The organism is Sideroxydans sp. CL21 (assembly GCF_902459525.1).
Taxonomy (GTDB): domain Bacteria; phylum Pseudomonadota; class Gammaproteobacteria; order Burkholderiales; family Gallionellaceae; genus Sideroxyarcus.
The window spans coordinates 2,694,722-2,717,444 of the sequence record NZ_LR699166.1; the positions used below are offsets into that span (position 1 = coordinate 2,694,722).

Genomic DNA, 22,723 nt, shown 5'->3' on the forward strand with positions numbered 1-22,723 from the left:
ATCCGCCCACACTTCGACAAGCTCAGTGCGAACGGATTAAACAAATCACGATCAGTTCTCATGTTCACGCCCCCAACTCCACACCCGGTACCGAAGTTTTCGCCCAAGGCGCCGGTTTGCGCACCGATTCCCACACCGGGCTCTGCAGGGTCAGCGCGAGCTGCCGCGCAAGTTCGATCATCCCGCTGTAACCTTCGTAGCCGAATTCGCGTTCCTGGTTGATGTCCAGGAAGGGAATGCGCGCCTTCAATGCGGTGTACATATTGCGTCCGCCTGCAATGAGGATGTCTGCCTGGTATTCCTTGACCGCGCCTAGCAGCGCCTTCGGGCTGCCGTCGGTGATCATCTTGGTCTTCTCGCCCATGATCTCGCGGATGCGTTCCTTGTCTTCTTCGGTGGATTTGTTGGTGCCCGTGGCGACCACTTCCATGCCCAGATCCTGCAAGGCGGAAACGATGGACCACGACTTCACGCCGCCGGTATAGAGCAGCACGCGTTTGCCGCGCAGCTTCTCGCGCCAGGGATCGAGTGCGGCATTGATCTTCGCTTCCTCGCGTGCGATCAGTGCTTCTGTGCGTTCGGTCAGCGAAGGGTCGTTGAGCAGGCGCGCGAAATCGCGGAACGCCTGCGAGGTATCGGTCACGCCGTAGAAGCTGCCTTCGAAGAACGGGATCTTGTATTCGGTCTGCAGTTTGCGTGCCACGTTGAGCAGCGCCTTCGCGCACACCACCATGCTGGTTTCGGCACGATGCATGGTCTGCACATCATGAAAACGCGCGTCGCCGGACAAGGTGCACAGGATGCGCAAACCGAGCTCATCGAACATAGGCAGCACGTTCCAGAATTCGCCAGCGATGTTGTATTCACCGATCAGGTTCACATCGTGCACCGTGATGCCGGGACGTTGCTGTTCGGGCAGCACCGGCAAGGGTTCTGCCGTACCCACCACATACTTGAACATGGAATCGCCCGCGATGCGGTTGCCGAGATTCTTGGTGCCATAGAAACCGGCACAGTCCACCGGCACTACCGGCACGCCGCATTTTTCCGCCGCGGCCTTGCACACCGCGCCGATGTCGTCGCCGGTCAGCGCGGGCACGCAGGTGTTGTAAACGAAAACCGCTTTGGGCGAATAGCTGTCCACCGCCTGCTTGATGGCATGGAACAGGCGCTTTTCGCTGCGCCCCATAATGACATCCTGCTCGGTGAGGTCGGTGGTCATGCCGATGCGGTACAGCGTCGGGCCGGAAGAACGAGTGCCGCGGTTGTCCCAGGAACTGCCCGCACAGGCGATAGGGCCGTGCACGATATGCGCCACATCCGCGATCGGCAGCAAGGCGATCTGCGCCCCGTCGAAGGAACAGCCGCCCGCCGTCGCACCCGGCTTGGGTCGCGCGCAGCCCGACTTCGACTTGGTATTATGTGTGCACGCCGGTTCGTTCAGCAGTTCGGCGATATCCTTGGCTTGCATGGCATTCACTCACAGGTAATGACACCCTCGTATTCGCAAATGCCGTGCCAAGGACAGCGGCTTGATTTCAATGGGGTTTATCGGGAAATGTCTTGTAGCAAACCCGACAAGACCAACAAAACACCAAAAACGCCCGGATGAACCCACGCTCGATAACTGGTAGCATAAAAACATAGCCCGGACTTGTTCCTTGCTTCGACGCCTCGACCAAATGAAATACATGCAACGCTTCATGCACAACACTACAACGCTTATTTATCCTCTCATGCTGCCATTTCAAGGCCGGGGGTGCGCATGACAACCTCCCTGCCCTGTGTGCTGCACGCATGGACTGCGTATGAAAGCGAATTGCGCAATTACCTCAGGCATCGTTCCAAAGATGCGCATCAGGCCGACGATCTGTTGCAGGAGGTGTTCGTCAAAGCGATGCAACAGGGCAAGCAGTTCTGCCTGCTCGAAAATTCCCGTGCCTGGCTGTTTCAAGTGGCCCGCAATGCGCTGGTCGATCAATTCCGGCTGGGGCGCGATGTCATCGAATTGCCGGAGGACCTGCCGCAACCCGAACCGACCCGCGAACCGATCCAGGCACTCAGTGCCTGCGTGGCTCGCGTGCTGACGGAACTCACCCCGGAAGACCGCGACATCATCGAAAAATGCGATCTCGAAGGTGTGAAGCAAAAGGACTACGCAGCCACACAGCAGCTTTCTCTCCCCGCTGTCAAATCGCGGCTGTTGCGCGCCCGGGAACGGATGCGCGCCCGCATGAGCACTGCCTGCCAGGTACGTTTCGACGAACAAGGACGAGTACTGGGCCACGTTCCACGCTGATCGGTTAGCAGTCGCAGCCCGATAAATAGGATATCCGTAATCTGCGACTGAGTTTGGTCAAGAACCATCTGGCATGTAATTTTGTATTTGTGTTGATTTGCTATGATTATGAATGTCTCGTTTGTGTCATCAGCCGAGCTTCAAATTGGGATAATCAATGTCCCCTCCCCGCAACATTGCTGCCAGTCAAAATTGCGAGGAGAATTCGGCAACTCACGGCCAAAACCGGACGGTCGCAGGTGTCCTCCAAATATGGGCTTCATCACTGAAAAAGGGGCAGCATGAAACGAATCAGTTGGATAATTCTGTGCGCTATTACTTTTCTGATAACGGATACAGCAGTCGCCAATACATTAGTGGCAAATGAAAAAGAAGCCATTGATATCGTCATTAAGAACGTAATTGCTAATGGTCTTCTTTACTCGAACACCCCAAAGGAATGTTTAGGGTATGCGGTAATAGACTCAACAAATTTAGTTTATAACATTGGCATAAGTGAGCATCATGGAGGAAAGTGCGGCGGTGACCCGAGGGTACAACCCATAGTTGTCAGACTCAGGGTTGAGAGAACCACAGGAAAGCTCTTGTGGTATGACGCGGTTGATGGTGAGTACGTAGACCAACCTCCCCATCATTTGATTTCAAAGTAGTGTTGCCTCTAGCACTTATGGCGGTTAATGGTAAAACAGCAGACATTGGCATCGGCAATGTCGAACAGGCAGAATGCGGCCAATAGCAGCCGTCGATGTATGCTTAAAGCGCCGAAGATACTCTCTGATTTATATGCCTGCGAGTGACACAAAATATAAGGCATGGATTGCAAAATCTTTGCAAATGTGAAGGGATTCTGAAATGTCACTAACAAGTCAACTCAAACAAAAAGACAGTCCCATACGCCAGTTTTTCGAAAGATTTGAGGATAAATCTGGAATGATGGCTCACCTATCTCAAAGTTTGCGAAATGATAAGCAGTCGCTTCCGTTGTCATATAAACCCAGCTCCATAACTTCGTATTCGTTTGGTGGAACTGCAACAGATTATTTACTTCGATACACGATTACAAATAATTCAATACGCCTTGAAGACAGCTTCGCATATCAGACGGTTAGAGCAAATCATACGATGATCCTGTGGGAGTCAGAGCGCATTTTAAAGCCTGCATTCTTTAGTGCACTTTTCGACATAGGCAAGTTCTATCTTGATGGCAGAGATGCTGCTAATGAAAAGTCTGTATATTCAGCAACAGCATTAGCAGTCTTGGAGCATCTGTATCGCTCTGAACATCTACCCAAAGCACTATCTAGCTCAATATCAGAAGAATTACTCGCTTGGATAAAGACTATAGATGGAGAAAGTCTGGAACATAAACTCGCGTGGTACACCTTCGATGCTTTCTACCAGTCATTGGGAGGAAAATCCTACGCTGATGATATTGCATCGCTAATTGGATTGTTTTCTAAATCTTGGCACGACCCGAGTAGCGAGATTTATAAAGCTCGAATCAACAATGTTAATCAGTCTTTTTTTAACTCAAGGCTTGTCAATGGCGCTGATTTTGATTGCATAATCGAGTGCAATGGTCGATCAGTTCTAACTGATATAAAAACTTCAGTAAAGCCTCTGACAATTCAGCATTTGCGCCAATTGCTAAGCTATGCATTGCTACTTGACCCTGATGTCGATGGGTACGATGTTACTGATATAGGGTTTTACCACTCACGTTCCGCATCTTTTCGCTTCTCCCCCATAGAAAAAGCAATCAAAGACTGTTTTAGAGGTTTTACAACAGTCGCCCATGCGCGTAAAACGTTCTTGTCTCATATAAACACGAATGCGGTATCTTCACGAAAGGAACTTTCTTCACCATTCAAATTGCCTATCCCTTATGAAGATAGGGCAGAGGTTAAGTATGTTTTTACCCATATACACAAGTCTGAAAAATACGTAATTCTTTGCTACGTTGAAAAAGAGTATTCAAGAAGTTTTGCGAAGGAATATCACCCCGTTGGAATGGAAGCACGGCTAACGGAATTTCTTCGGACCTATAGTGACTGCCCTCATTGCCATACGCCGACAAGTAAATTAGTTTCGAGATGTTTATGTAATGAAGGAGGGAACGGGGAAATTGCCGCACAGATTTCAATTGATGTTTATGAGGAAGTATTCGCTCCGTTGTATGAGCAAGTAAAAAGAGAGGAAAAAGAAAAAAGAGTTAATCAATACAGATATGAAAGGCAGCTTAATGGAGAAAGACCTATCATATAAATATAACCGTGCTAGGAAGCTACTAGGTGTTTTTCGAAAATGACTGTCCCTTGAGGGTTAACCTGGGACTGAAGATAAAATGAATAATGAAGGTCTGAAGTTGAACAAGTTACGGACATCAATGTTTGCGAATGCAAACAGGCAACTCGCGGCCAATTGGAGACATAAAACTTGATTCCAAATCATCCTCCGGAGATTGAAGTTGAAAGCTCGCTGGTTTCCACGGGTATGGCTCGTGGCCTGCATACATGGATTGCAGTCGCTTTGGTAACTATTGGATTGCTTCTGGGTGTAATCGCTCAAAAAATAACTGCACCCGTTCTAGGCATCATATTTTTAGCATGCGCGATTGGGCTTCTTGGCGAAGTGCCGTGTTTGTTGAGGTCTGGTCAAGTGCGAGCTAGACAATACAGTCGCTCGTATTTGAATGCGAATAAGTTTTTCATTATTAGAAAGGTGGATTCGCCTGGTCGATTCTATTTCTATGTTGTTATCTATACTGTACTCGGGATCTTTGCCATGGGTGCGGCCGGCTTAATTGCTTTTCGTTTGATTACCCATTAGATGCGAAGAAAATGAAAGACGAGTGGCTGCAGACTGATGTGAAGCAGACTGTCACTGGTAACATGGTCGAAGGACTCCAGCCGGCCAATAACGGACTGTAGTGAATCTTTGAAGAGCTATGGCAAAAATATCTAAATGGATAACACCTCAACTGGCTGACATGCTTGGTTTGGCATTACTTCTAGGTTTGGTATGGTTCTTTTCGGCGCTCTGGTCCGGCACCTTGCCTTTCACAATTGAGCCAGTTCTGTCTTCCAAAGATCGGATTGCAGCAAGCAGATCACCTTCTTCAACATCAACTGCTTCAGTTGCCAGCATGACACCCAATCCATGTGATGGCGTAGACAGTAGCCTAAGTGAAGAACAAAAGGCCAAGCTTGCCCCAATTATTGCCAACGAAGAAAAAGTGCATAAAGTTGATGTTCTCCAATCATTAAAGTTCGGAAAGTGGCAAATTATCTACATTGAAAACTATGTTTCAGATGAACCCTATCTTTTCTATTCGGGCGATCCGATGATTACTAAGCCAGTTGCGGCATGGAGTGGTGCTGCCACGATACATGAAGAGAATGCCATCAAGGAATGGACTCTTAAGAACGCTCCAGGTATTCCGAATAAACTGGCAAGCTGCTTCGGTTGGCATGTAACTCCGAAGTCAGAAAATAGATAGGAACTAAAGTCAAGATCTAGTAATTTGATGTCGCTTGTCAGAATCTGAATGGCAGCTTTGGCAGTGGAACAGACATTAAGCACGATTATGGACGAAGGGCAGAACGCGGCCACAACGAGACTTTCAGGTATGCCTCTCAATTAGGTCAAAACCTTAATGAAAGGAGTCGTTAATTGGCGCTCATAACGGATCTGATGGAAGTTCCCAAGATAACGAATTGACCTTGAGAAAATATAAAGATGACATCTAGCCATGAATGAACTCGTAATTCAAAGTCTGTGTGTTCTATTTGGCATCGTTGTTTACGCCACAGTTTATCACTTGGTCAGCGCTTTGAGTCATCCGCGCGATCGCATGCAGATGTTGTTTAGCGCAATTTGCCTGACTGTATTAACGGGAATATTTTATTTAATTGAGTATCTTCAAGCGACCAACATAAATGAATATATTTCAGGAACGAGGGGAAATAACGCTGCTGTCATTTTATTTTTTCTTCTCTTCTCATGGTTTTTCGATTGTTATTCAGAACAGAAGTCATCATATCTTGTCAAAGGCTTAAGCATACTTTTCTGCATACTGTTTATAGTCAATCTGATGCAGCCGTACAGTGTGCTTTACAGTCACATTGATAGAATTTTTCAATTGCAACTGCCGTGGGATGAAACTGTAACCCACGGGGATGGTGTTATCAGCAATTGGTATTACGTCTTGGTTTCCGGAATCCTGCTTTCATTCAGTTATGCACTCTATGTAACTATTAGCAAGTATAAACGTACTCGACAACTCGCTGTCTTGTGGATGTTGTTTGCCCTTGGGTTATTTATGCTTGGCGCCATTGAAGAAATTCTTGTGGCGTTGGAAGTTATCAACTTCATTGAGGTTGGTACATTTGGCATTGTTGCCATGATTATACTAATGGGCGTCGCTTTGGCGCTCGAAATTCGGCTAAAGCGTAAACAACTTGAGAAGACTTTAGAAACAACTAAAGTAGGTCTTCGGCAAATTATTGATCTTGTTCCGGAGATGTTATTTGTAAAGGATGCAGAAGGAAGATACCTAATGGTTAACTCAGCGGTAGCCAAGAACTATCGCATGAGTGTGGAAGAGGTAACGGGAAAACTGCATGCAGAGGTGCATCCTGATAAAGCTGAGGCAGCCAAGATGTTGGACGATGACAGGAAAACCTTAGAATCGAAAAATCCTTTATTCATCGAAGAGCATTTTCTAGATGCCTATGGAAAAGCCCGAATTCTAAAAACCACAAAAATCCCGTTTAAGTTTGCCGAAACTGGCAAACCCGCCGTACTAGGAATTGCTGAAGACATCACGGAACGCAAGGAATTGGACGAAAAGTTGCGCCTTGCCTCTCTTGTGTACCAAAACAGTAGTGAAGCGATGCTGGTAACTGACGAACATAACAGGATTATCGCAAGCAATCAGTCATTTACCAAGTTGACCGGCTATACCGAAGCCGAGGTATTGGGAAAGAATCCAAGAATTCTGAGTTCTGGTCTCCATGACGCCGAGTTTTTTAATGCCATGTGGACTTCTATCTATAGCACGGGGGGCTGGAATGGCGAGATATGGGACCGGCGCAAGAATGGCGAGATCTATCCCAAATGGCTGAGCATCTCGGTCATTAAAGACGCGTCTGGTAATACGACATCGTATGTTTCCATGTTCACTGATCTTACTTCACGTAAACAGGCGGAAAGGGAAATACACAGTCTGGCGTTTTATGACACCTTGACTCAACTACCTAACCGAAACCACTTGCTTGATCGACTAAAGGAGGCCCTTTCCGAATCCAAGATTACTAATACTTATGGTGCTCTGATCTTTCTTGACATGGATAACTTCAAGATCATAAACGAAACCTTGGGCCATGATTACGGCGATATGTTCATTATTGAAGTGGCTAGTCGTTTAGCTCACTTTGTGCATGACAAGTGCACCTTAGCGCGAATCGGTGGCGATGAGTTCGTGCTGCTGATAGAAAAAATTGACGCCGACGCTGAACAGGCTTCAAGTGCTGTCGCACTGATTGCCGAAAAAATGCGCTCCACATTAGTAGCGCCCTACAAGCTAAAAGAGCGTGAATTCCGAAGCTCCGCCAGTATTGGTGTTTGCATGTATCACGATAATGAGGAATCGGTCGATAAACTTCTCAAATCTGCCGAGTTAGCGATGTATCAAGCTAAGAATGCAGCGGGCAATGCGGTATTTTTCTTTGATCCAGCCATCCAGTTGGCGGTGGAAAAACATGCCCATCTGGAAATGGACTTGCACCATGCCATCGAGAGAAATCAATTAAGCTTGTACTATCAGATTCAAATCGACGATGAAAACCGTGCTATAGGAGCAGAGGCATTGATCCGCTGGATACATCCGGTGAATGGTTTGGTTTCTCCGGCACATTTCATTCCTGTTGCTGAGAAAAGCTTCTTGATTCTGGATATCGGAAATTGGGTGCTAGAGACGGCCTGCAAGCAATTAGCGCTATGGGGTAAGCGGAATGATACTAACCATCTGATATTGGCTGTCAACATCAGTGCGGCGCAATTCAAGAAACACGATTTCGTGGATTACATTTCTTCACTCGTGAACCAACATCAGGTTGATCCGAAGCGACTAAAACTTGAACTAACAGAGGCTGTAGTTCTTGAAGATGTTGTTGATGTGATCACAAAAATGAATGCATTAAAGAGTTTGGGTTGTACGTTGTCACTCGATGATTTTGGCACCGGTTATTCATCGTTGTCCTATTTGAAACGGTTGCCGATAGATCAACTCAAGATTGATCAGAGTTTTGTGAGAGATATTACAACTGATCCAAGTGACGCATTGATGGTGCAGTCAATTATTAACTTGGCGAAGAATTTTCAGTTAAATGTAATTGCCGAAGGCGTAGAGACCGAGGATCATTTGAACTTCCTCAAACGAAATGGGTGTACGGCTTATCAGGGTTACTTTTTTAGTAAACCCGTACCGATTGAGGAATTTGAAGCATTGCTGAAACGGAGCTGACAGCAAATACCGTTACCAGTATTTGAATCGCCCCCGAAGCATTAGTGAATCTCGCTTATGCACATAGGGTCGAACGCGGCCAGTTTCCATGACGGTTTCGGGCTTTGCGTTTTGAGTATCATATGTCTCCTCAGGGTTATCAAGAGACATTCAAGCTCAGCAAGTTTCATCGAATTGAACGTCTCAAACTTGGTGTAAAGCGGTCGTTGCGCCGTTCCACCTCAGGGGGCCTGATTTGGGACGCTCATCACAAATCTGAATCAACCGCAAATTACGGATACCCTAAAAAATACCTGCATCCTTTTTCCAGTTCGTTCGTCTCCTCTGGCAGGAACACACTGAACCGGAGTAAACCGAATGCTTGCCCACACCCTGCCCCTACAGCGCCGCAATCCGCGTGTATTCCTGCTGATTGCCGCCGTGCTGTGGTTCATGCTCTACAAAACGCTGGAGCCGTTGTCGCACTGGCTGGTGGATGCCTTGCCCGTCGCGCGCGGCAGCCATCTTTATGATTCACTGCAATTTTTCCTGTACGACACACCCAAGGTGTTGCTGTTGCTGGTCGGGGTGGTGATGGTCATGGGCATGATCAATTCCCATTTCACCCCGGAGCGCACCCGTGCCCTGCTCTCGGGGCGGCATGAAGGCATCGGCAATATCATGGCAGCCGCGCTGGGCATCGTCACCCCGTTCTGTTCCTGCTCCGCCGTGCCTCTGTTCATCGGCTTTGTACAGGCCGGCGTGCCGCTGGGCGTGACGTTCAGCTTCCTGATCTCCGCGCCCATGGTCAACGAGATCGCGCTGGCGCTGCTGTTCGGCCTGTTCGGATGGAAGATCGCCGCCTTGTATATGGGACTGGGTCTGTCGATCGCCATTGTCGCGGGCTTCATCATCGGCAAACTGAAGATGGAGCATCACCTGGAAGACTGGGTGCGCAACATGGCGCATACACAGGCAATGATCGGCGCGGATGCGCTGACCTTGCCGGACCGGATCGACGCCGGGTTCGCCAGCGTGCGCGAGATCGTCGGCAAGGTTTGGCTGTATGTGCTGGCCGGTATTGCCGTTGGCGCGGGCATACACGGTTATGTGCCTGCCGACTTTATGGCGGGTTTTATGGGCAAGGAAGCCTGGTGGTCGGTGCCGCTTTCCGTATTGATCGGCGTACCGTTGTACAGCAATGCCGCAGGTATCATCCCCATCGTCGAGGCGCTGCTGGCCAAGGGCGCGGCATTGGGTACGGTGCTGGCGTTCATGATGAGCGTGATCGCGCTGTCGCTGCCGGAAATGGTCATCCTGCGCAAGGTGCTGAAACCCAGGCTGATCGCAACCTTTGTCGGTGTGGTGGCGCTGGGTATCATGCTGGTCGGCTATGTATTCAACGCGGTGGTGTGAAGATGTCCTCCTGTGCCAATTCACCTGATGATGCGCCCGTGATCAAGTTGACGTTGGCGGGCACGGGCGAGCCGTTGTTGCGCATGGAGAAACGCCTGTCCTGTGCGGCAGGCGGCGCAGGTATACGGCTGATGCTGGAGGTACGCAAGGATATCGACGCACTCGACATTCCCGATGTGGAAACGCCGCTGGTATTGTATGAAGGAAAAATGATCTTCAGCGGATTGCCGCGTACCGAAGAGATTGAAGCACGACTGAAGCAATTGGTTTGAGTATCCGTTTGTGCCACCCGGAATTTGGTGACACGCCTGAAGCAAGAGGAACCGTATCATGGAAATAAATCGCATCGTCAGTATCTTTGCCGGATTCATGGTCATGCTGAGCGTGGGGCTGGCCCACTGGATGGGACAGGCAGACCTGTCGCATGCAAGCTGGTTATGGCTGACCTTGTTCGTGGGGTTCAACCTGTTCCAAATGGGATTCACCGGATTTTGTCCGCTGGTCAAAGTGCTGAAGGCGTTCGGGCTGCAAAAGGGTGAATGCTGCGCCCCCTCAAAAGACGGCAAATCCTGCTGCTAAGCTTCAAGGAGAACACAACATGAAAAACATCAAAGTCCTCGGCACCGGCTGTGCCAACTGCAAGACCACGCTGAAGCTGATCGAAGATGCTGCCAAAGCAAAAGGCGTGACGGTCGAACTGGAAAAGATCGAAGACCTCCAGTCCATCATGTCCTACGGTGTGATGTCCACGCCTGGCGTGGTGGTGGATGGCAAAGTCGTGCATGCCGGTGGCGTGCCTAGCCGCGACAAGATCGCGGGCTGGCTGTGAACACCATGGATGGCGCCGATCCCGCGGCATTCCATGCGCGACTGAAGGGTACATTCGCAGGCATGCTGCAATGGCAGCAGCTCGACGCGTTGTGGGCGCGCGTCAAATCCGGCACATGGTATTTCTACCAACTCGGTGAAGAGTTGCCGACCGCCGCGCTGAACGGCGATGAACTGGCACGCCGTATCGACGCGCTGGATGCGTTGCTGCGGCACGATCATGACTATAACTATTGCGGGATCGTCTATGCCGACAATGCGGAGCAGCCGACGCTGATCAAGGTCTACGATCCGAACCACATGGGTTCGTCCTGCAGCGGCAATGCGGCGCCCTCTCCGCCCGGCTGGATACTCAGTACGACTCCGCCCGCGCTGATCGAAACCCATGCGCCAACGCCCAATAACCGCCGACGCTGGTGGCAGCTTTTTTCAAATTGAGTTGGCAATGAAAGATTCGAACCGGAAAATGATTTTCCATGTGAGTACCGCGCGTGTCGATGCGCACGGCAGCCTGGCGCAATGCAAGTCGGCAGAAATCATGCTCGATACCGATCTCGCCGGCCGTGCGGATGCCTTCAATCCCGCCGAACTGCTGCTGGCGGCACTGTCTGCCTGCATCATCAAGGGCATCGAGCGCGTGACGCCGATACTGAAATTTTCCCTGCGCGGCGTGGAAGTGCGTGTGGAGGGCGTGCGGCAGGATGTACCGCCGAAGATGGAGTCCATCACTTATGAGATCATCGTGGATACCGACGAAAACGAGCGGCGGCTGGAACTGTTGCACGACAACGTCAGGAAATATGGAACGGTATTCAATACCATCGCGCCGGGCACGCAACTGACCGGCAAATTGCACGGAAAGAATCAGGCATGACACCACACATTAAATCCCTCTTGGCACACTAGTTGATTATGGAGAAATATGACTGGCAACAAACCGCATTGGGCGCATTACTCGGCATCGGTCTGTCCGGTATTGCACAGGCAAGCGATCTGACTGATCTGCTGCGGCAGACACTCGACAACCCGGGAATTTCGGCACGCGAGTTCCAATCCCAGGCCGCGGGCGACGATGCTACTGCGGCGAACATGCGTTACTTCGGGCAAGCCAGCGTGTTCGCCGGGCAAACCCGTTACGAGTCACCCAGGATAGTGGGAGTCTTTGCGCCGGGAGTGACGCCTTTACCTGTACCGGTGTCGAACGACATCACCCAGTACGGCGTCAATTATCACTTGCCGGTAGACGTGTTCGGGAGCATTGCCGCAGAACGTCAACAGGCCCAAGCAGGGAGGGCAACGGCACAGCTGCTTGAGCGACAGGAAACCCTGCTGCGGCTGCACCAGACCCTGGGCGCTTATGTGCGCCTGCAGGCTTTGGCAGCGCAGTCACAGGCATTGCAGGCCGAGCAGAAGCAACTTGAAGTGTATGCGGACCGCGTACGGGAGGAAGTGAAACTCGGGCGTACGGCCAAGATTGACCTGAGTCTGGTTCAAAGCGACCTAGCCCGCCTTGCGGCACAGCAGGCCATTTTCTCGGGTAATCAACGCGCCGCCGTCGCAGCGCTCAAAGCCTCGGCCAATGCGACCAACCCCGTGATCAGCGCCAATATTGGCGTTCCGGTATTGCAAAATACCGATGCACAGTCAAGCCTGCCTGTGTTATTGGCTAATGAACAGCAAAAAACGGCGGATGCAGCCAATCAAAAAGCACACCGCAATCTTTACCCTGCCTTCAGCGTCGACAGTCAATACGCCAACTTCAACGGTGGGGGCCTGGTGACACAACCTCACAATGTATGGTCGGTCGGTATCAACATGAATATTCCCATCGACCCGGTAGGCATGAAGAGTGCGTCAGCCGCGACGCAGCGTGCACGGGTTGCGGAACAACAGGCTCAGGCCGCGCAGGCCGATACGATCGCCCAAATTGCCACCCTGGAAGCGAATTATCAGTCTGCCATAGAGAACGCCAGCGCACTTGCCGCAGAGGTAGAACATCGGCAGGAGGTCGTTACGATCCAGCGCGAAAAATGGCATCTCGGCGCCAGCACGATGGACGAACTCCTGTATCAGGAGCGCAATCTGCTTGACGTCCAATATGCATACGCCGATGCACGCGCCCAGGCAGCAACAGCGTGGTCGGGCATGCAAGTCCTGCTCGGCACTCCCTCCGCCGAATACATCCACTCCCTGGAAATTACACCATGAAGATGAAAAAAATCATTCCCGTTTCGGTCATTGTATTGCTGCTCATTGCTGCAGGAGTGTTCCTGATGCGGCATCAACATCAGGTGTTGTCAGCCGAATTGCCGCCTTCTGCCTGGGCCACGGTGATTCAGGATCGCACCCTGGCAGAAGCGGAAACGCGCCTGACACGCCCCGCCGTGGCGGATGTGGAAGCCGTGGACGAGAGCGTTTTGTCCAGTCGCCTGTCCGGCTACGTCGTGCGCATGCCGCTGTTTGAAGGAAGCCGTTTCAAACGCGGAGACTTGCTGGCGACAATCGAGATGAGCCAGTCCGATGGCAACCAGTCCCAGGGGAATTCGCTCAAGACAGATCTTGCCGCTGCCGAAAGCACCTTGCTGGTAGAACAGGATCGATTGCAGCGATCGCAAAAACTTTACCAGATCGGCGGCGTTTCCCAGGAACAAGTGCAAGTGGCTGAAGCAGCCGTGGCTGCCGCGCAAACCCGTGTAACCGTCGCGCGGGAAAATCTCCGCAATGCCACCCTGGTCGCTCCCTTCGATGGCGTGGTTGCCGCGCGTCTGGCGCAGCCGGGGGACATCGCCACCCCGGGCAAACCGCTATTGCGCGTAGTCGCACTGGGACCGCAGCGGGTGCTGGTGGATGCGCCGGAAATGATTGCGGTTGGCGGATTGCTGCTGAATGGCAAGATGTATGCCGTACATCCATGGCCGGAAGCCACCGGGCAGGGATTGCGCCGCTGGGAGGCGCGCGTAGCTGGGCTGATGCCGGGCAGCAAGGTGGATGTGAGCATCGTCAGCTTCACCGGCAAGGGCATATTCATCCCCGGCGAGTGCATGATCAACAACGACGGCAGTCGCGCAGACCTCGTGCGCCTGCCGGCTAACGGCACGGACAAGGCTACGGTGCAAAGCATCAATCTGCTTGCCAGCGGGATGGAGGGAGCGGTAGCGATATCCCGCGACCTGGCCGGCGTGCGCGTTGCCTGCTCCAGTGCCGATGTACTCAACCGGCTGGCTGGCGGCGCGCCTTACAACATCTCCGGAGTGCACTGAGCCATGTTCGAGTTTTTTTATAAACGCCCCCTGCTGATGGGCGTGATCCTCGCGATCGGTTCGGTGCTCGGCGTGATCGGCTACATCAACATGCCGCGCAACATGTACCCCGACGTGGACCGCCCCTCCGTCACCGTGATCACCCAGTTGCCCGGCGCCTCGGCATTGACCGTGACGCAGCGCGTCACCCGCCCGATCGAGCAGCAGCTCTACACGCTCGCCGATGTGCGCGATGTGCAAAGCATCAACAAGAACGAAGTGTCCATCGTCACCGCCGAGTTCGAGTACACCAAGGGACTCGACCGCTCGTTGCTCGATGTGAGCAATGCACTGACACAGGCGCGGGCAGCAATCCCCCCCGAAGCCGGCGCGTCCAGCGAATACGCCGTGGGTTCTTTCATCAACCCGGTGCTGACACTTGCACTGACGCCCAAGCCGGGCAGCGGCCTGACGCTCGATCAAATACGCCTGCTGGCGGAGAACGACATACGCACGGCGTTCCTGACACAGCCCAGCGTGTCCAACGTCGACATTTTCGGCGGATACCAGCCCGCCGTGCGCGTGGACTTCGACCCGCTCAAACTGGCGCGCTATCACATCGACCCGGCAACGCTGCAGGGACTGATCGCCCGCATTGACCGCGATTACCCGGTGGGCACCGCGCAGGGCGAGAACCATATGCTGACGCTGACGGTCTATGGCGAACGCAACGGCGTGGATGCGCTGCGCGCCCTGCCCCTGACCGGCGGCCTGACCTTGGGCGATGTGGCCAGCATCAGCCTGTCTTCTGCGGAACGCTATTCCGCATTCCATAGCAAGGCAGGTTCTGCGATTGCAGTCGCCATTCAGCGCGCACCCGGCGGCAGCGTGCAAAGCACCATCAACGGCGCAATGAAAGTGCTGCCCGATGTGCAAGCCCGTTTCCCCAACATCGATTTCAGCGTCGCGGATACCCAGGGGCCGCTGATCGAAATGTCGAACAGCAACATGATCGAGGCATTGCGCGACGCGGTGATATTTGTGGCGCTGGTCATTCTGCTGTTTCTCGCCAACTGGCGCGCGGTGGTGACTGCGCTGATCAGCATTCCGCTGGTATTCCTGCTCACGCTCGCGGTATTGTGGCTCACCGGCAAGGAACTCAATGTGCTGGTGATGACCGGCATCATCCTGGCGCTGGGCATGCTGGTGGATGATGCGGTCGTGGTGCTGGAGAATATTGAGCGTCATTTGGGCGAACTGCACGAGAATGTGCAGACTGCCGTCCACAACGGGACGCAGGAAGTGCTCTCCCCGGTCTTCATCGGAACCATCGCCACCGCCGTGGTGATCGCACCGCTGATGTTTGTCGGCGGCTTCCCGCAACAAGTCTTCAGCCATCTGATTTTCCCGGTGCTGATTGCGGTATTCGTTTCGTATTTCCTGGCTGTTACGCTGATTCCGCGCATTTCGATGTTCTGGTACCGCAACGGGCTTCCCCCGAAATCACGCTGGGAACAAGCCATCGAACGCGGCTACCAGCGTTTCGTCGGGCCGGGTGCGGGGCTTTATACCGGTCTGTTGCACTTCGCCTTTGGTGGCCGCACCGTGCGGCGCGTGATTTTCCTGCTCCCTGCACTGGCATTGCTGATATTCAGCGCGCGCACCGTGTTGCCTGTGATCGGGCGCGAAGCGCTGCCGCCGATGGATACCGGCATCGTGCGCGTGCACGTCAAGTTCGGCGGCAATGTCACCGTGCAGGATGCTGATGCGCGCCTGAAATCATTTGAGCAGTCGCTAGACCAGGATGCGCGGCTGACACGATGGGATGTGGTTTACGGCTCGGAACCGGGCGTGCTGTCGCTGGGGTCCGGCCAGTTGCCGGGCGAGGCGAGTTATACGCTGACCTACATTGACCGCCTGCACCGCACGGAAACAAGCTGGCAGATCGAATCCGATCTGCGCGAGGCCTTGCACAAGATTCCCGGCATGGTGACGGCCGATGCGTATGATTACGGCGCTACCGCGCTGTCCAGCATCAAGGCGCCCGTCGATATCCGTCTAATTGCAGACGATTGGCGATTGCTGCCGGACGCCGCGGACAAGGCACGCGAAGCCATGCTGAAGATACCCGGCTTCACTTCGGTATCCACGACCTGGGATCGCGACAGCGAGGAAGCCGTACTGCAATTCGACGACGCCAAGCTGCGCAATCTGGGCGTGACGCCAGACCAGATCGTCGCGCAACTGCCAATGAAAGGACTGCCCGTAGCCGCGTTCAGTCGTTTGCCCAGCATGGGCAGCATTCCGGTACGCTTGTATTTCGGTGCACCCTATCGTGAAACGCCCCAGGCGCTCATGAACCTGCCCATCCGCCTGTCCGAAGGCCATGGCGCGGTTCTGGGCGATGTCGCCCATCTGTTTTTGCAACCCTCCACGGCAGTAATCTCCACCGATGGCATTCACTACAGCCTGGACGTGTATGGCTTCCGCAGTACCGTGCCGATCAGTTTCCTCAGCACGAACGCGATGGCCGCTGTGCAGAAGGTGTTGCCGCCCGGGGTCAGCGCCGAAGATTTCGGCGACTTTGCCAGCGCGCAGGAGTCGAGCAAACTGATGGGGCTGGGACTGGGGCTCGGCATGATGGTGCTGTTCGGCGTGTTGGTGCCGGCTTATCGCAGCATCGGCCTGGCCGTGCTGTCCATCCTGATTCTGCCGCTGTCGGCCATCGGCGCGATCTGGGGGCTGCTCGCGTTCGGCAAGGCCATGGCACTGCCGGCGATCCTCGGCACCGTGCTCCTGTTCTCGATCATCATCAAAAATTCGATCCTGATGGTCGATTTCATTCAGGAACGGCGGCGCGAGGGTCAGGATGCCTTTGCCGCCGCCGAAGGTTCGATCCGCCTGCGCTACCGGCCGATCCTGATGACCGCACTGGCCACCATCGCGGGCATGGTGCCGATCGCGATGCAGCGCGCCATCGGACTGGAGCGGCTTTCACCGTTGGCGGATGCCGCTATCGGCGGCCTGCTGATAGGCACTTTCTTGAGCCTGTTCTACTTGCCCATGTTTTACGTTTGGGTGACAAGCAAGAAAAAAAGCGATCAATGATCCTGCTTGAATGAGCTTCGGAGGCTGCCGAAATTGCGCAGGCCGCGCATGAGGATAGGACTATGCAATGTCATTGCTTAGACCGAGTACGGCTCCGCCACCCAGCTCCTTATCAGCGCCGCCTCGGTATCCGGCAGGTAACTGAACCCGGCTTCAAGATCGCGCGCCACGGCATAGGCAACCTTGGGCGGCGTGATGGTTCCGGCGATCAGGTGCGCGTACCAGGCCGACGTGTATCCGGCGGCACGATCGAAAGCCTGCAACTGTGCATTCATCTCCACTCCGGAAAGATCGATGTTCCACTGGAACGGTTTAAGTTCGCGCGCATGGCGCGATACCAGTGAAGCCGTGATCACCGGGTTGCGATAGCGATCCTGGTGTTCGCGCAACGCAACGATCCAATGGTCGCTGAAATGCCCGCGTGCGGCGGCACTGCTGTGCGCCCATTCCGTAAGCAAGCGCGGCAATCCGGCATGGTGCGATCCTGCGGGCGATGTTCTGGCAACGGTCTGCTGCATATCGATCAGCCGCCTGAACCGGTAACGCGGCGCGGCAACGGCCTCACCTTCAAGCACTTCGGGAGCGATAGGCTCGGTGAGTTCCTGCAGGTCTTCGGGCGGCTTGTCGGTATCGATCAACTTGCGATCCAGCACTTCCTGCAACTCTTCAACTTCAAGCTGCAGGAAATCCGCCGGGGCCGGCCCGTAGGCAGCAACAAAGTAATGCGTACGCCCGGTATGGCGCGTCGCCAGCAATCCTTTGCCTGCATGGCGCTCGACCAGTTCGCCCATATCACCGTCGCAGGCAGCCAGTTCGATCTTCGCCCAGGTTACCAGGCTCTCGGCGATGCGGGTACCGTCGGCGGCGATGACTCCGCCGGGACGATACCAGCCGCCGCGGTTCAGCGCATAACGAAAGGTGCAGCCGGGACGAATGCGATTGGCGATCTCCAGCAGTGTGCTGTGATGCGGTCGCGGCGGGATGGCTTCGATCTCTTCCGCCAGGTTGCGCAAAGTGGTTTCGTCAAGCGTATAGATACTCATTCATAATCTCCAGGCAAAAATACAGCGCACTTCTATAAATCCAAATTTGCGAGCATCCGCTTCGCGGATTGCCTGCTTACCCCGCTTCGTCGCAATACGACGTTACTCACAAAAATTACTCCTCACATATGTGCCATCGACACGTTACTGCGAAGCAGCAGCTTGCGGGAGATGGCGCTGGCGGTCATTCCCGCACCAGACGGCCTTGCCGCACCGTGTCATGGCCGCATATGCTGCGTCGCAATTTGTTGCTCGCGCCTTGTCTTGCTTAGAACTTTGAATTTCTAGAAGCGCACTTCATTCAATCGCTGGCGCACGACAGCGCGCACATCCGGCTCGTCATCGTCCACCAGTCCGGCAATGTTTTCAAGAGGCGCGAGCTGCGCCGCTTCCAGACGCACGACCCAATCGCTGTCTGCCAGCATCTTTGCCGCATCGGCCGGCAACATCCGCGCCGCGGCGATACGCCGCACTTCCGCATCCTCGTCTTTGGCCATCATGCCCAAGGCAAACGACGGCAAGCGCCGCGCCACTTCCTTGCGCACTTCCCTGTCCTCGTCACCCACCATGCGCCGCAACTGCCCGTGCGGCAGGCGCTTCGCCGCCTGCAAGCGCACCAGATAATCCTCGTCACCGATAAAAGCGGTCAGGCGCTCCGGCGCGATGCGCTCGGCCACCGTCATGCGCACTTCGCGGTCGGTGTCGTGCAGGTAGTCGTCCAGCTCATCGATCGGCAAGCGGCTCGCCACCACACGGCGCACCACTTCGTCCACGTCGCGCGGCATCTGCCGCATCAGTTCCAGCGGCGCATAGCGTGCAGCGATGGCACGGCGTTCCCAGAATCCATCAGCCAGATAACCCTGTGCAATCTGCGGATTGCGCCGCAGGAAGCGGTCGATCTGCCGACCGCTCTGTGCAGTCAGGCAGATGTCCCCGGGGACACATTTACCTTCCGCCAACAATACCCGATGGGGACATACCGAGCAGTCGGCGCGCATGACATCGATCAACGGCGACACCTCAGAATGACGTTCCGACATGTTCAAGACTTTCAATTGTCGCTCCGCAATAAACCTGTGATGGAGATGAGCAACCATTGTGCCAGCAGGTGAAATAGGCTGCAAACCCAGCAAGGACGGGAAATGGAAGTAGATTCAAAAAGAAGAGGATGGGAAGTTTTTGTAACGATTGCTACAAAACGATGTATTTCAGGCCAGCGGTTTGCGCAACACCCGCATGTTCGAATGTTCGAATCCCAGCCTGCGGTAGAAATCCAATGCAGCATGATTGTCGCGGTCCGCCAGCAGGGTGACGCGCGTCATGCCTTGCTCCTGCGCCCAAGCCAGCACATGCTCGACCAGCCGACGTCCCAGCCCGCCGCCGCGATGTTCGCTGCGCACGATCACATCTTCCAGCAACAGGACGCGTCCCCCTTCCGCCGTACTGACGGTAAGCAGTGCATTCGCAATGCCCGCCACCTTGTCGTCAACGCGCAGCACAAACAATCTGCCCAATGCCGGTTCGCCAAGTATCAGGCGCAGGGCGCGCAGCTGCCTGTCGCGGTCTGGCTGAAAATCGCTTTCCAGTGTGAACAACTCGGCGAGCAGATCGGCAAGTTGCGGCAGGTCATCCTCTGTTGCAAAGTCAATCGCAATCATGGCGTCACTTTGAAAAAGCGCACCTGCACATCCTTGGGCGGTGCAGTGTAAGGTGAAGACGTCACCAGCAAGTCTGCACCGGCTCGCACATAGGCCGCGGCGTTGTCGGCCCGGATGCCGCCTGCCACCGCAAGTACCGGCTTAAGCCCGGCCCGATCCAGCGTGCCGCGGCATTCGGCAACGGATTCCGGCACAAATTTTTCCAGCTGCAACACCTCTGCACCGGCTGTGGCCCAGACGACCGCCTCCTCGACGGTGACGACTTCCACGACCAGCTTTCTTTCCGGCTCTGCGCGCTTGATCCGCGCCACAGTGGCTGCGGGCGTTTCATCAAGGTACATGCGATGTTCCGGGAACAGCAGCATCGATTCCGACAACCCGAGGCGGTGCATGGTCGCTCCTCCGGCGCGTACCGCCTTGACCGACAGTGCCTTGGTGCCGGGCACGTTCTTGCGAGTACATGCCACTGCAACAGGCGATGCGGCAATTACGATGGCGGCGCTGGCCGTACTGATACCGCTCGCCCACTCCACCAGCACCTGTGCCGTTTTCCATACCCGATGCAGAATCTGCGCATTGCCCTGCGCTTCAAGCAACAGCTCATCTTTGCCTGCATGCCGCCCGGAATGCACATGCACATCGGCTTTCGCACCGCTCAAAGTGAACAAGCGCGCAGCTTCTTCGATGGCGCATACCACCATTTCCTGCCGCGCACGGAATTCCAGACGCGCCGTCTGCTGTGCTATGCCCAATGTCTCTGTTGTGAGATCGCCGCAAGGCACATCGTCATACAGCAAGTACGCCAGTTCTTCATCCGTCAATGCCAGATAGTTCATGTCCTGTTCACCTCCTCATTACGCCATCAACGCCACGCTCTTCACCTGGGCGAACACATCCATCCCGACTGAAAGCTTGAGCAGGTCGCGCGAGCGGCGCGTGATGCGCGACAGCAGTACATGCGACTCGCCAACCGCCAGGCGTACGATCACCTTGTCCGGCCCTTCGTCGCGAATCTCCGCAATGCGAGCATGCAGGATATTGGTGATGCTGGAGCCGTGCGGCTGTTGCGTGGCGATACTGACATCGCGTGCCAGCACGCGGGCCCGCACTTTGCTGCCGAATGGCTGCTGCTCTTGCCCCACCCACAGGCTGCCGCCGGAAAAATCCAGCCGCGTCAGGTGATAGGTTTCATCGTGCTGCACCACCACCGCCTCGATCACCGCGCCTGCGTCGTCGAAATGCGCAGTGGGCAGATCGAGCCGTGCCAGCATATCGCCTAGCGCCCCGCTGGCAATCACGCGCCCCTGATCGAGCAGCACCAGATGGTCGGCCAGTCGCGCCACTTCATCCATGGCGTGGCTGACATAGAGCACGGGGATCTCCAGGTCGCGATGCAGACGTTCCAGATACGGCAGGATTTCCTGTTTGCTGTTGGCGTCGAGTGCCGAGAGCGGCTCGTCCATCAACAGGATGCGCGGGCTGGTGAGCAGCGCACGACCGATGGCAACGCGCTGGCGCTCACCGCCGGAGAGTCTTGCCGGATCGCCGCGCTCAATGAGGCGCCCCAGACCCAGCCATTCCACCACTTGCTCCAGCGGCACTTTTCGTTCAGACAAAGGAATGCGCCTGAGTCCATATTCCAGATTGGCGCGCACCGAAAGGTGCGGAAACAGGCTGGCTTCCTGGAACACATAACCAAGCGGGCGTTTGTGGACAGGCTCAAATATCGTTTCGTCCTGCCAGGTATCGCCGTTCACATGCAGCGTGCCGGTAGCACGTTCCAATCCGGCGATGCAGCGCAGCAGGGTAGTCTTGCCGGAACCGGAGGCGCCGAACAAGGCGGTGACGCCGACCGCAGGCGCGCTGAAGTCGGCATCCAGTAAGAAGCTTTCCAGTTGCAACTTGAAACATACCTGGATCTCGCCCGCCGCTTTCGCGTTCATCGCGCCACTTTCCACGACTTGCCGCCCGTGAGATACAGCGAGAGCAACACGATGAACGAGAACAGCACCATGCCACCCGCAAGCCACTGCGCTGCACTGTATTCCATCGCCTCGACATGATTGTAGATGGCAACCGAGAGCACGCGCGTCTCGCCGGGGATGTTGCCGCCCAGCATCAGCACCACGCCGAATTCGCCGACCGTGTGCGCGAAGGCGAGGATGATCGCGGTGAGGAAACCCGGACGCGCCAGCGGCAAGGCCACGCTGAAGAAGCGATCCCACCTGCCTGCACGCAAGGTGGCGGCTACTTCCAGCGGGCGCTTGCCCATCGCCTCGAACGCGTTCTGGATGGGCTGTACCGCAAAAGGCATCGAGAACAGCACCGAACCGATCACCAAGCCGGTGAAGGTGAACGGCAACGCACCGATATGCAAGGCTGCGGTCAGCTCGCCCACGATACCATGCGGCCCCATCAGCAACAGCAGGTAAAAGCCGAGCACTGTCGGCGGCAATACCAGCGGCAATGCCACCAGCGCTGCCACCGCGCCCTTGTACCACTTGCGGCTGTGCGCCAGCCACCACGCCAGCGGCGTGGCGACAAACAACAGCAACAGCGTGACGACACCCGCCAGCTTGAGCGTCAGCCAAACAGCCTGCAGGTCGTCGGGATCCAACGCGGTCATG

At 54.7% G+C, this 22,723-nt stretch carries 22 protein-coding genes; 15 read left to right on the top strand and 7 right to left on the bottom strand.

Features of this window, described 5'->3' with window-relative positions:
- Positions 1 to 64: 64 nt before the first annotated feature.
- Positions 65 to 1,471: a nitrogenase iron-molybdenum cofactor biosynthesis protein NifE gene (nifE, locus tag QOY30_RS12600; RefSeq protein WP_283744969.1), complete on the bottom strand. Its 1,407-nt coding sequence runs from the start codon at positions 1,469 to 1,471 to the stop codon at positions 65 to 67.
- A gap of 294 nt (positions 1,472 to 1,765) precedes the next feature.
- Here nifE and QOY30_RS12605 point away from each other — a divergent pair, with 294 nt between their 5' ends.
- The 15 genes from QOY30_RS12605 (at position 1,766) to QOY30_RS12675 (ending at position 17,395) form a co-directional block, all read left to right on the top strand.
- Positions 1,766 to 2,299, top strand: coding sequence for a sigma-70 family RNA polymerase sigma factor (locus QOY30_RS12605; protein ID WP_283744970.1), 534 nt, complete (start codon positions 1,766 to 1,768; stop codon positions 2,297 to 2,299).
- A gap of 281 nt (positions 2,300 to 2,580) precedes the next feature.
- The gene (locus tag QOY30_RS12610) at positions 2,581 to 2,949 is read left to right on the top strand and encodes a hypothetical protein (RefSeq protein WP_283744971.1); all 369 of its coding nucleotides are present in this window, start codon (positions 2,581 to 2,583) and stop codon (positions 2,947 to 2,949) included.
- 202 nt (positions 2,950 to 3,151) lie between these two features.
- On the top strand, positions 3,152 to 4,564 hold the full coding sequence (locus QOY30_RS12615) for a hypothetical protein (protein WP_283744972.1): 1,413 nt from the start codon (positions 3,152 to 3,154) through the stop codon (positions 4,562 to 4,564).
- A 171-nt stretch (positions 4,565 to 4,735) separates the two neighbouring features.
- A complete protein-coding gene (locus QOY30_RS12620) occupies positions 4,736 to 5,128 on the top strand; it encodes a hypothetical protein (protein ID WP_283744973.1) in 393 nt (130 codons plus the stop codon).
- 118 nt (positions 5,129 to 5,246) lie between these two features.
- Positions 5,247 to 5,798 (top strand): hypothetical protein, encoded by a 552-nt coding sequence (locus QOY30_RS12625; RefSeq protein ID WP_283744974.1) that lies wholly within the window; start codon positions 5,247 to 5,249, stop codon positions 5,796 to 5,798.
- Between the two features lie 252 nt (positions 5,799 to 6,050).
- Complete coding sequence (locus tag QOY30_RS12630; RefSeq protein WP_283744975.1) at positions 6,051 to 8,825, top strand: sensor domain-containing protein; 2,775 nt, start codon at positions 6,051 to 6,053, stop codon at positions 8,823 to 8,825.
- A gap of 357 nt (positions 8,826 to 9,182) precedes the next feature.
- Entirely contained in the window at positions 9,183 to 10,220 is a 1,038-nt protein-coding gene (locus tag QOY30_RS12635; RefSeq protein ID WP_283744976.1) for a permease, read from the top strand.
- Positions 10,221 to 10,222: 2 nt separating this feature from the next.
- Positions 10,223 to 10,492: a thioredoxin family protein gene (locus QOY30_RS12640; RefSeq protein ID WP_283744977.1), complete on the top strand. Its 270-nt coding sequence runs from the start codon at positions 10,223 to 10,225 to the stop codon at positions 10,490 to 10,492.
- 58 nt (positions 10,493 to 10,550) lie between these two features.
- Positions 10,551 to 10,799 (top strand): YgaP family membrane protein, encoded by a 249-nt coding sequence (locus tag QOY30_RS12645; RefSeq protein ID WP_283744978.1) that lies wholly within the window; start codon positions 10,551 to 10,553, stop codon positions 10,797 to 10,799.
- 19 nt (positions 10,800 to 10,818) lie between these two features.
- On the top strand, positions 10,819 to 11,049 hold the full coding sequence (locus tag QOY30_RS12650) for a thioredoxin family protein (protein ID WP_283744979.1): 231 nt from the start codon (positions 10,819 to 10,821) through the stop codon (positions 11,047 to 11,049).
- A gap of 5 nt (positions 11,050 to 11,054) precedes the next feature.
- A complete protein-coding gene (locus QOY30_RS12655) occupies positions 11,055 to 11,486 on the top strand; it encodes a hypothetical protein (RefSeq protein WP_283746067.1) in 432 nt (143 codons plus the stop codon).
- A gap of 7 nt (positions 11,487 to 11,493) precedes the next feature.
- Positions 11,494 to 11,922: an OsmC family protein gene (locus QOY30_RS12660; RefSeq protein WP_283744980.1), complete on the top strand. Its 429-nt coding sequence runs from the start codon at positions 11,494 to 11,496 to the stop codon at positions 11,920 to 11,922.
- Positions 11,923 to 11,960: 38 nt separating this feature from the next.
- Positions 11,961 to 13,256: a TolC family protein gene (locus QOY30_RS12665; protein ID WP_283744981.1), complete on the top strand. Its 1,296-nt coding sequence runs from the start codon at positions 11,961 to 11,963 to the stop codon at positions 13,254 to 13,256.
- On the top strand, positions 13,253 to 14,308 hold the full coding sequence (locus QOY30_RS12670) for an efflux RND transporter periplasmic adaptor subunit (protein WP_283744982.1): 1,056 nt from the start codon (positions 13,253 to 13,255) through the stop codon (positions 14,306 to 14,308). Before QOY30_RS12665 ends, QOY30_RS12670 begins: the two co-directional genes overlap by 4 nt.
- Before the next feature lie 3 nt (positions 14,309 to 14,311).
- The gene (locus QOY30_RS12675; protein ID WP_283744983.1) at positions 14,312 to 17,395 is read left to right on the top strand and encodes an efflux RND transporter permease subunit; all 3,084 of its coding nucleotides are present in this window, start codon (positions 14,312 to 14,314) and stop codon (positions 17,393 to 17,395) included.
- 77 nt (positions 17,396 to 17,472) lie between these two features.
- Here QOY30_RS12675 and QOY30_RS12680 read toward each other — a convergent pair whose 3' ends face one another.
- The 6 genes from QOY30_RS12680 to modB form a co-directional block, all read right to left on the bottom strand.
- On the bottom strand, positions 17,473 to 18,438 hold the full coding sequence (locus QOY30_RS12680; protein ID WP_283744984.1) for a hypothetical protein: 966 nt from the start codon (positions 18,436 to 18,438) through the stop codon (positions 17,473 to 17,475).
- Between the two features lie 284 nt (positions 18,439 to 18,722).
- Entirely contained in the window at positions 18,723 to 19,493 is a 771-nt protein-coding gene (locus QOY30_RS12685) for a 4Fe4S-binding leucine-rich repeat protein (RefSeq protein ID WP_283744986.1), read from the bottom strand.
- A 153-nt stretch (positions 19,494 to 19,646) separates the two neighbouring features.
- A complete protein-coding gene (locus QOY30_RS12690) occupies positions 19,647 to 20,096 on the bottom strand; it encodes a GNAT family N-acetyltransferase (protein WP_283744987.1) in 450 nt (149 codons plus the stop codon).
- Positions 20,093 to 20,932 carry a ModD protein gene (gene modD, locus QOY30_RS12695; RefSeq protein ID WP_283744988.1) on the bottom strand — a complete coding sequence of 280 codons (840 nt, stop codon included), beginning with the start codon at positions 20,930 to 20,932 and terminating at the stop codon, positions 20,093 to 20,095. Before modD ends, QOY30_RS12690 begins: the two co-directional genes overlap by 4 nt.
- An 18-nt stretch (positions 20,933 to 20,950) precedes the next feature.
- Positions 20,951 to 22,039 (bottom strand): molybdenum ABC transporter ATP-binding protein, encoded by a 1,089-nt coding sequence (gene modC, locus QOY30_RS12700; protein WP_283744989.1) that lies wholly within the window; start codon positions 22,037 to 22,039, stop codon positions 20,951 to 20,953.
- Positions 22,036 to 22,722: a molybdate ABC transporter permease subunit gene (modB, locus tag QOY30_RS12705; protein ID WP_283744990.1), complete on the bottom strand. Its 687-nt coding sequence runs from the start codon at positions 22,720 to 22,722 to the stop codon at positions 22,036 to 22,038. The genes modC and modB overlap by 4 nt, the downstream gene beginning before the upstream one ends.
- Position 22,723: the final 1 nt, after the last annotated feature.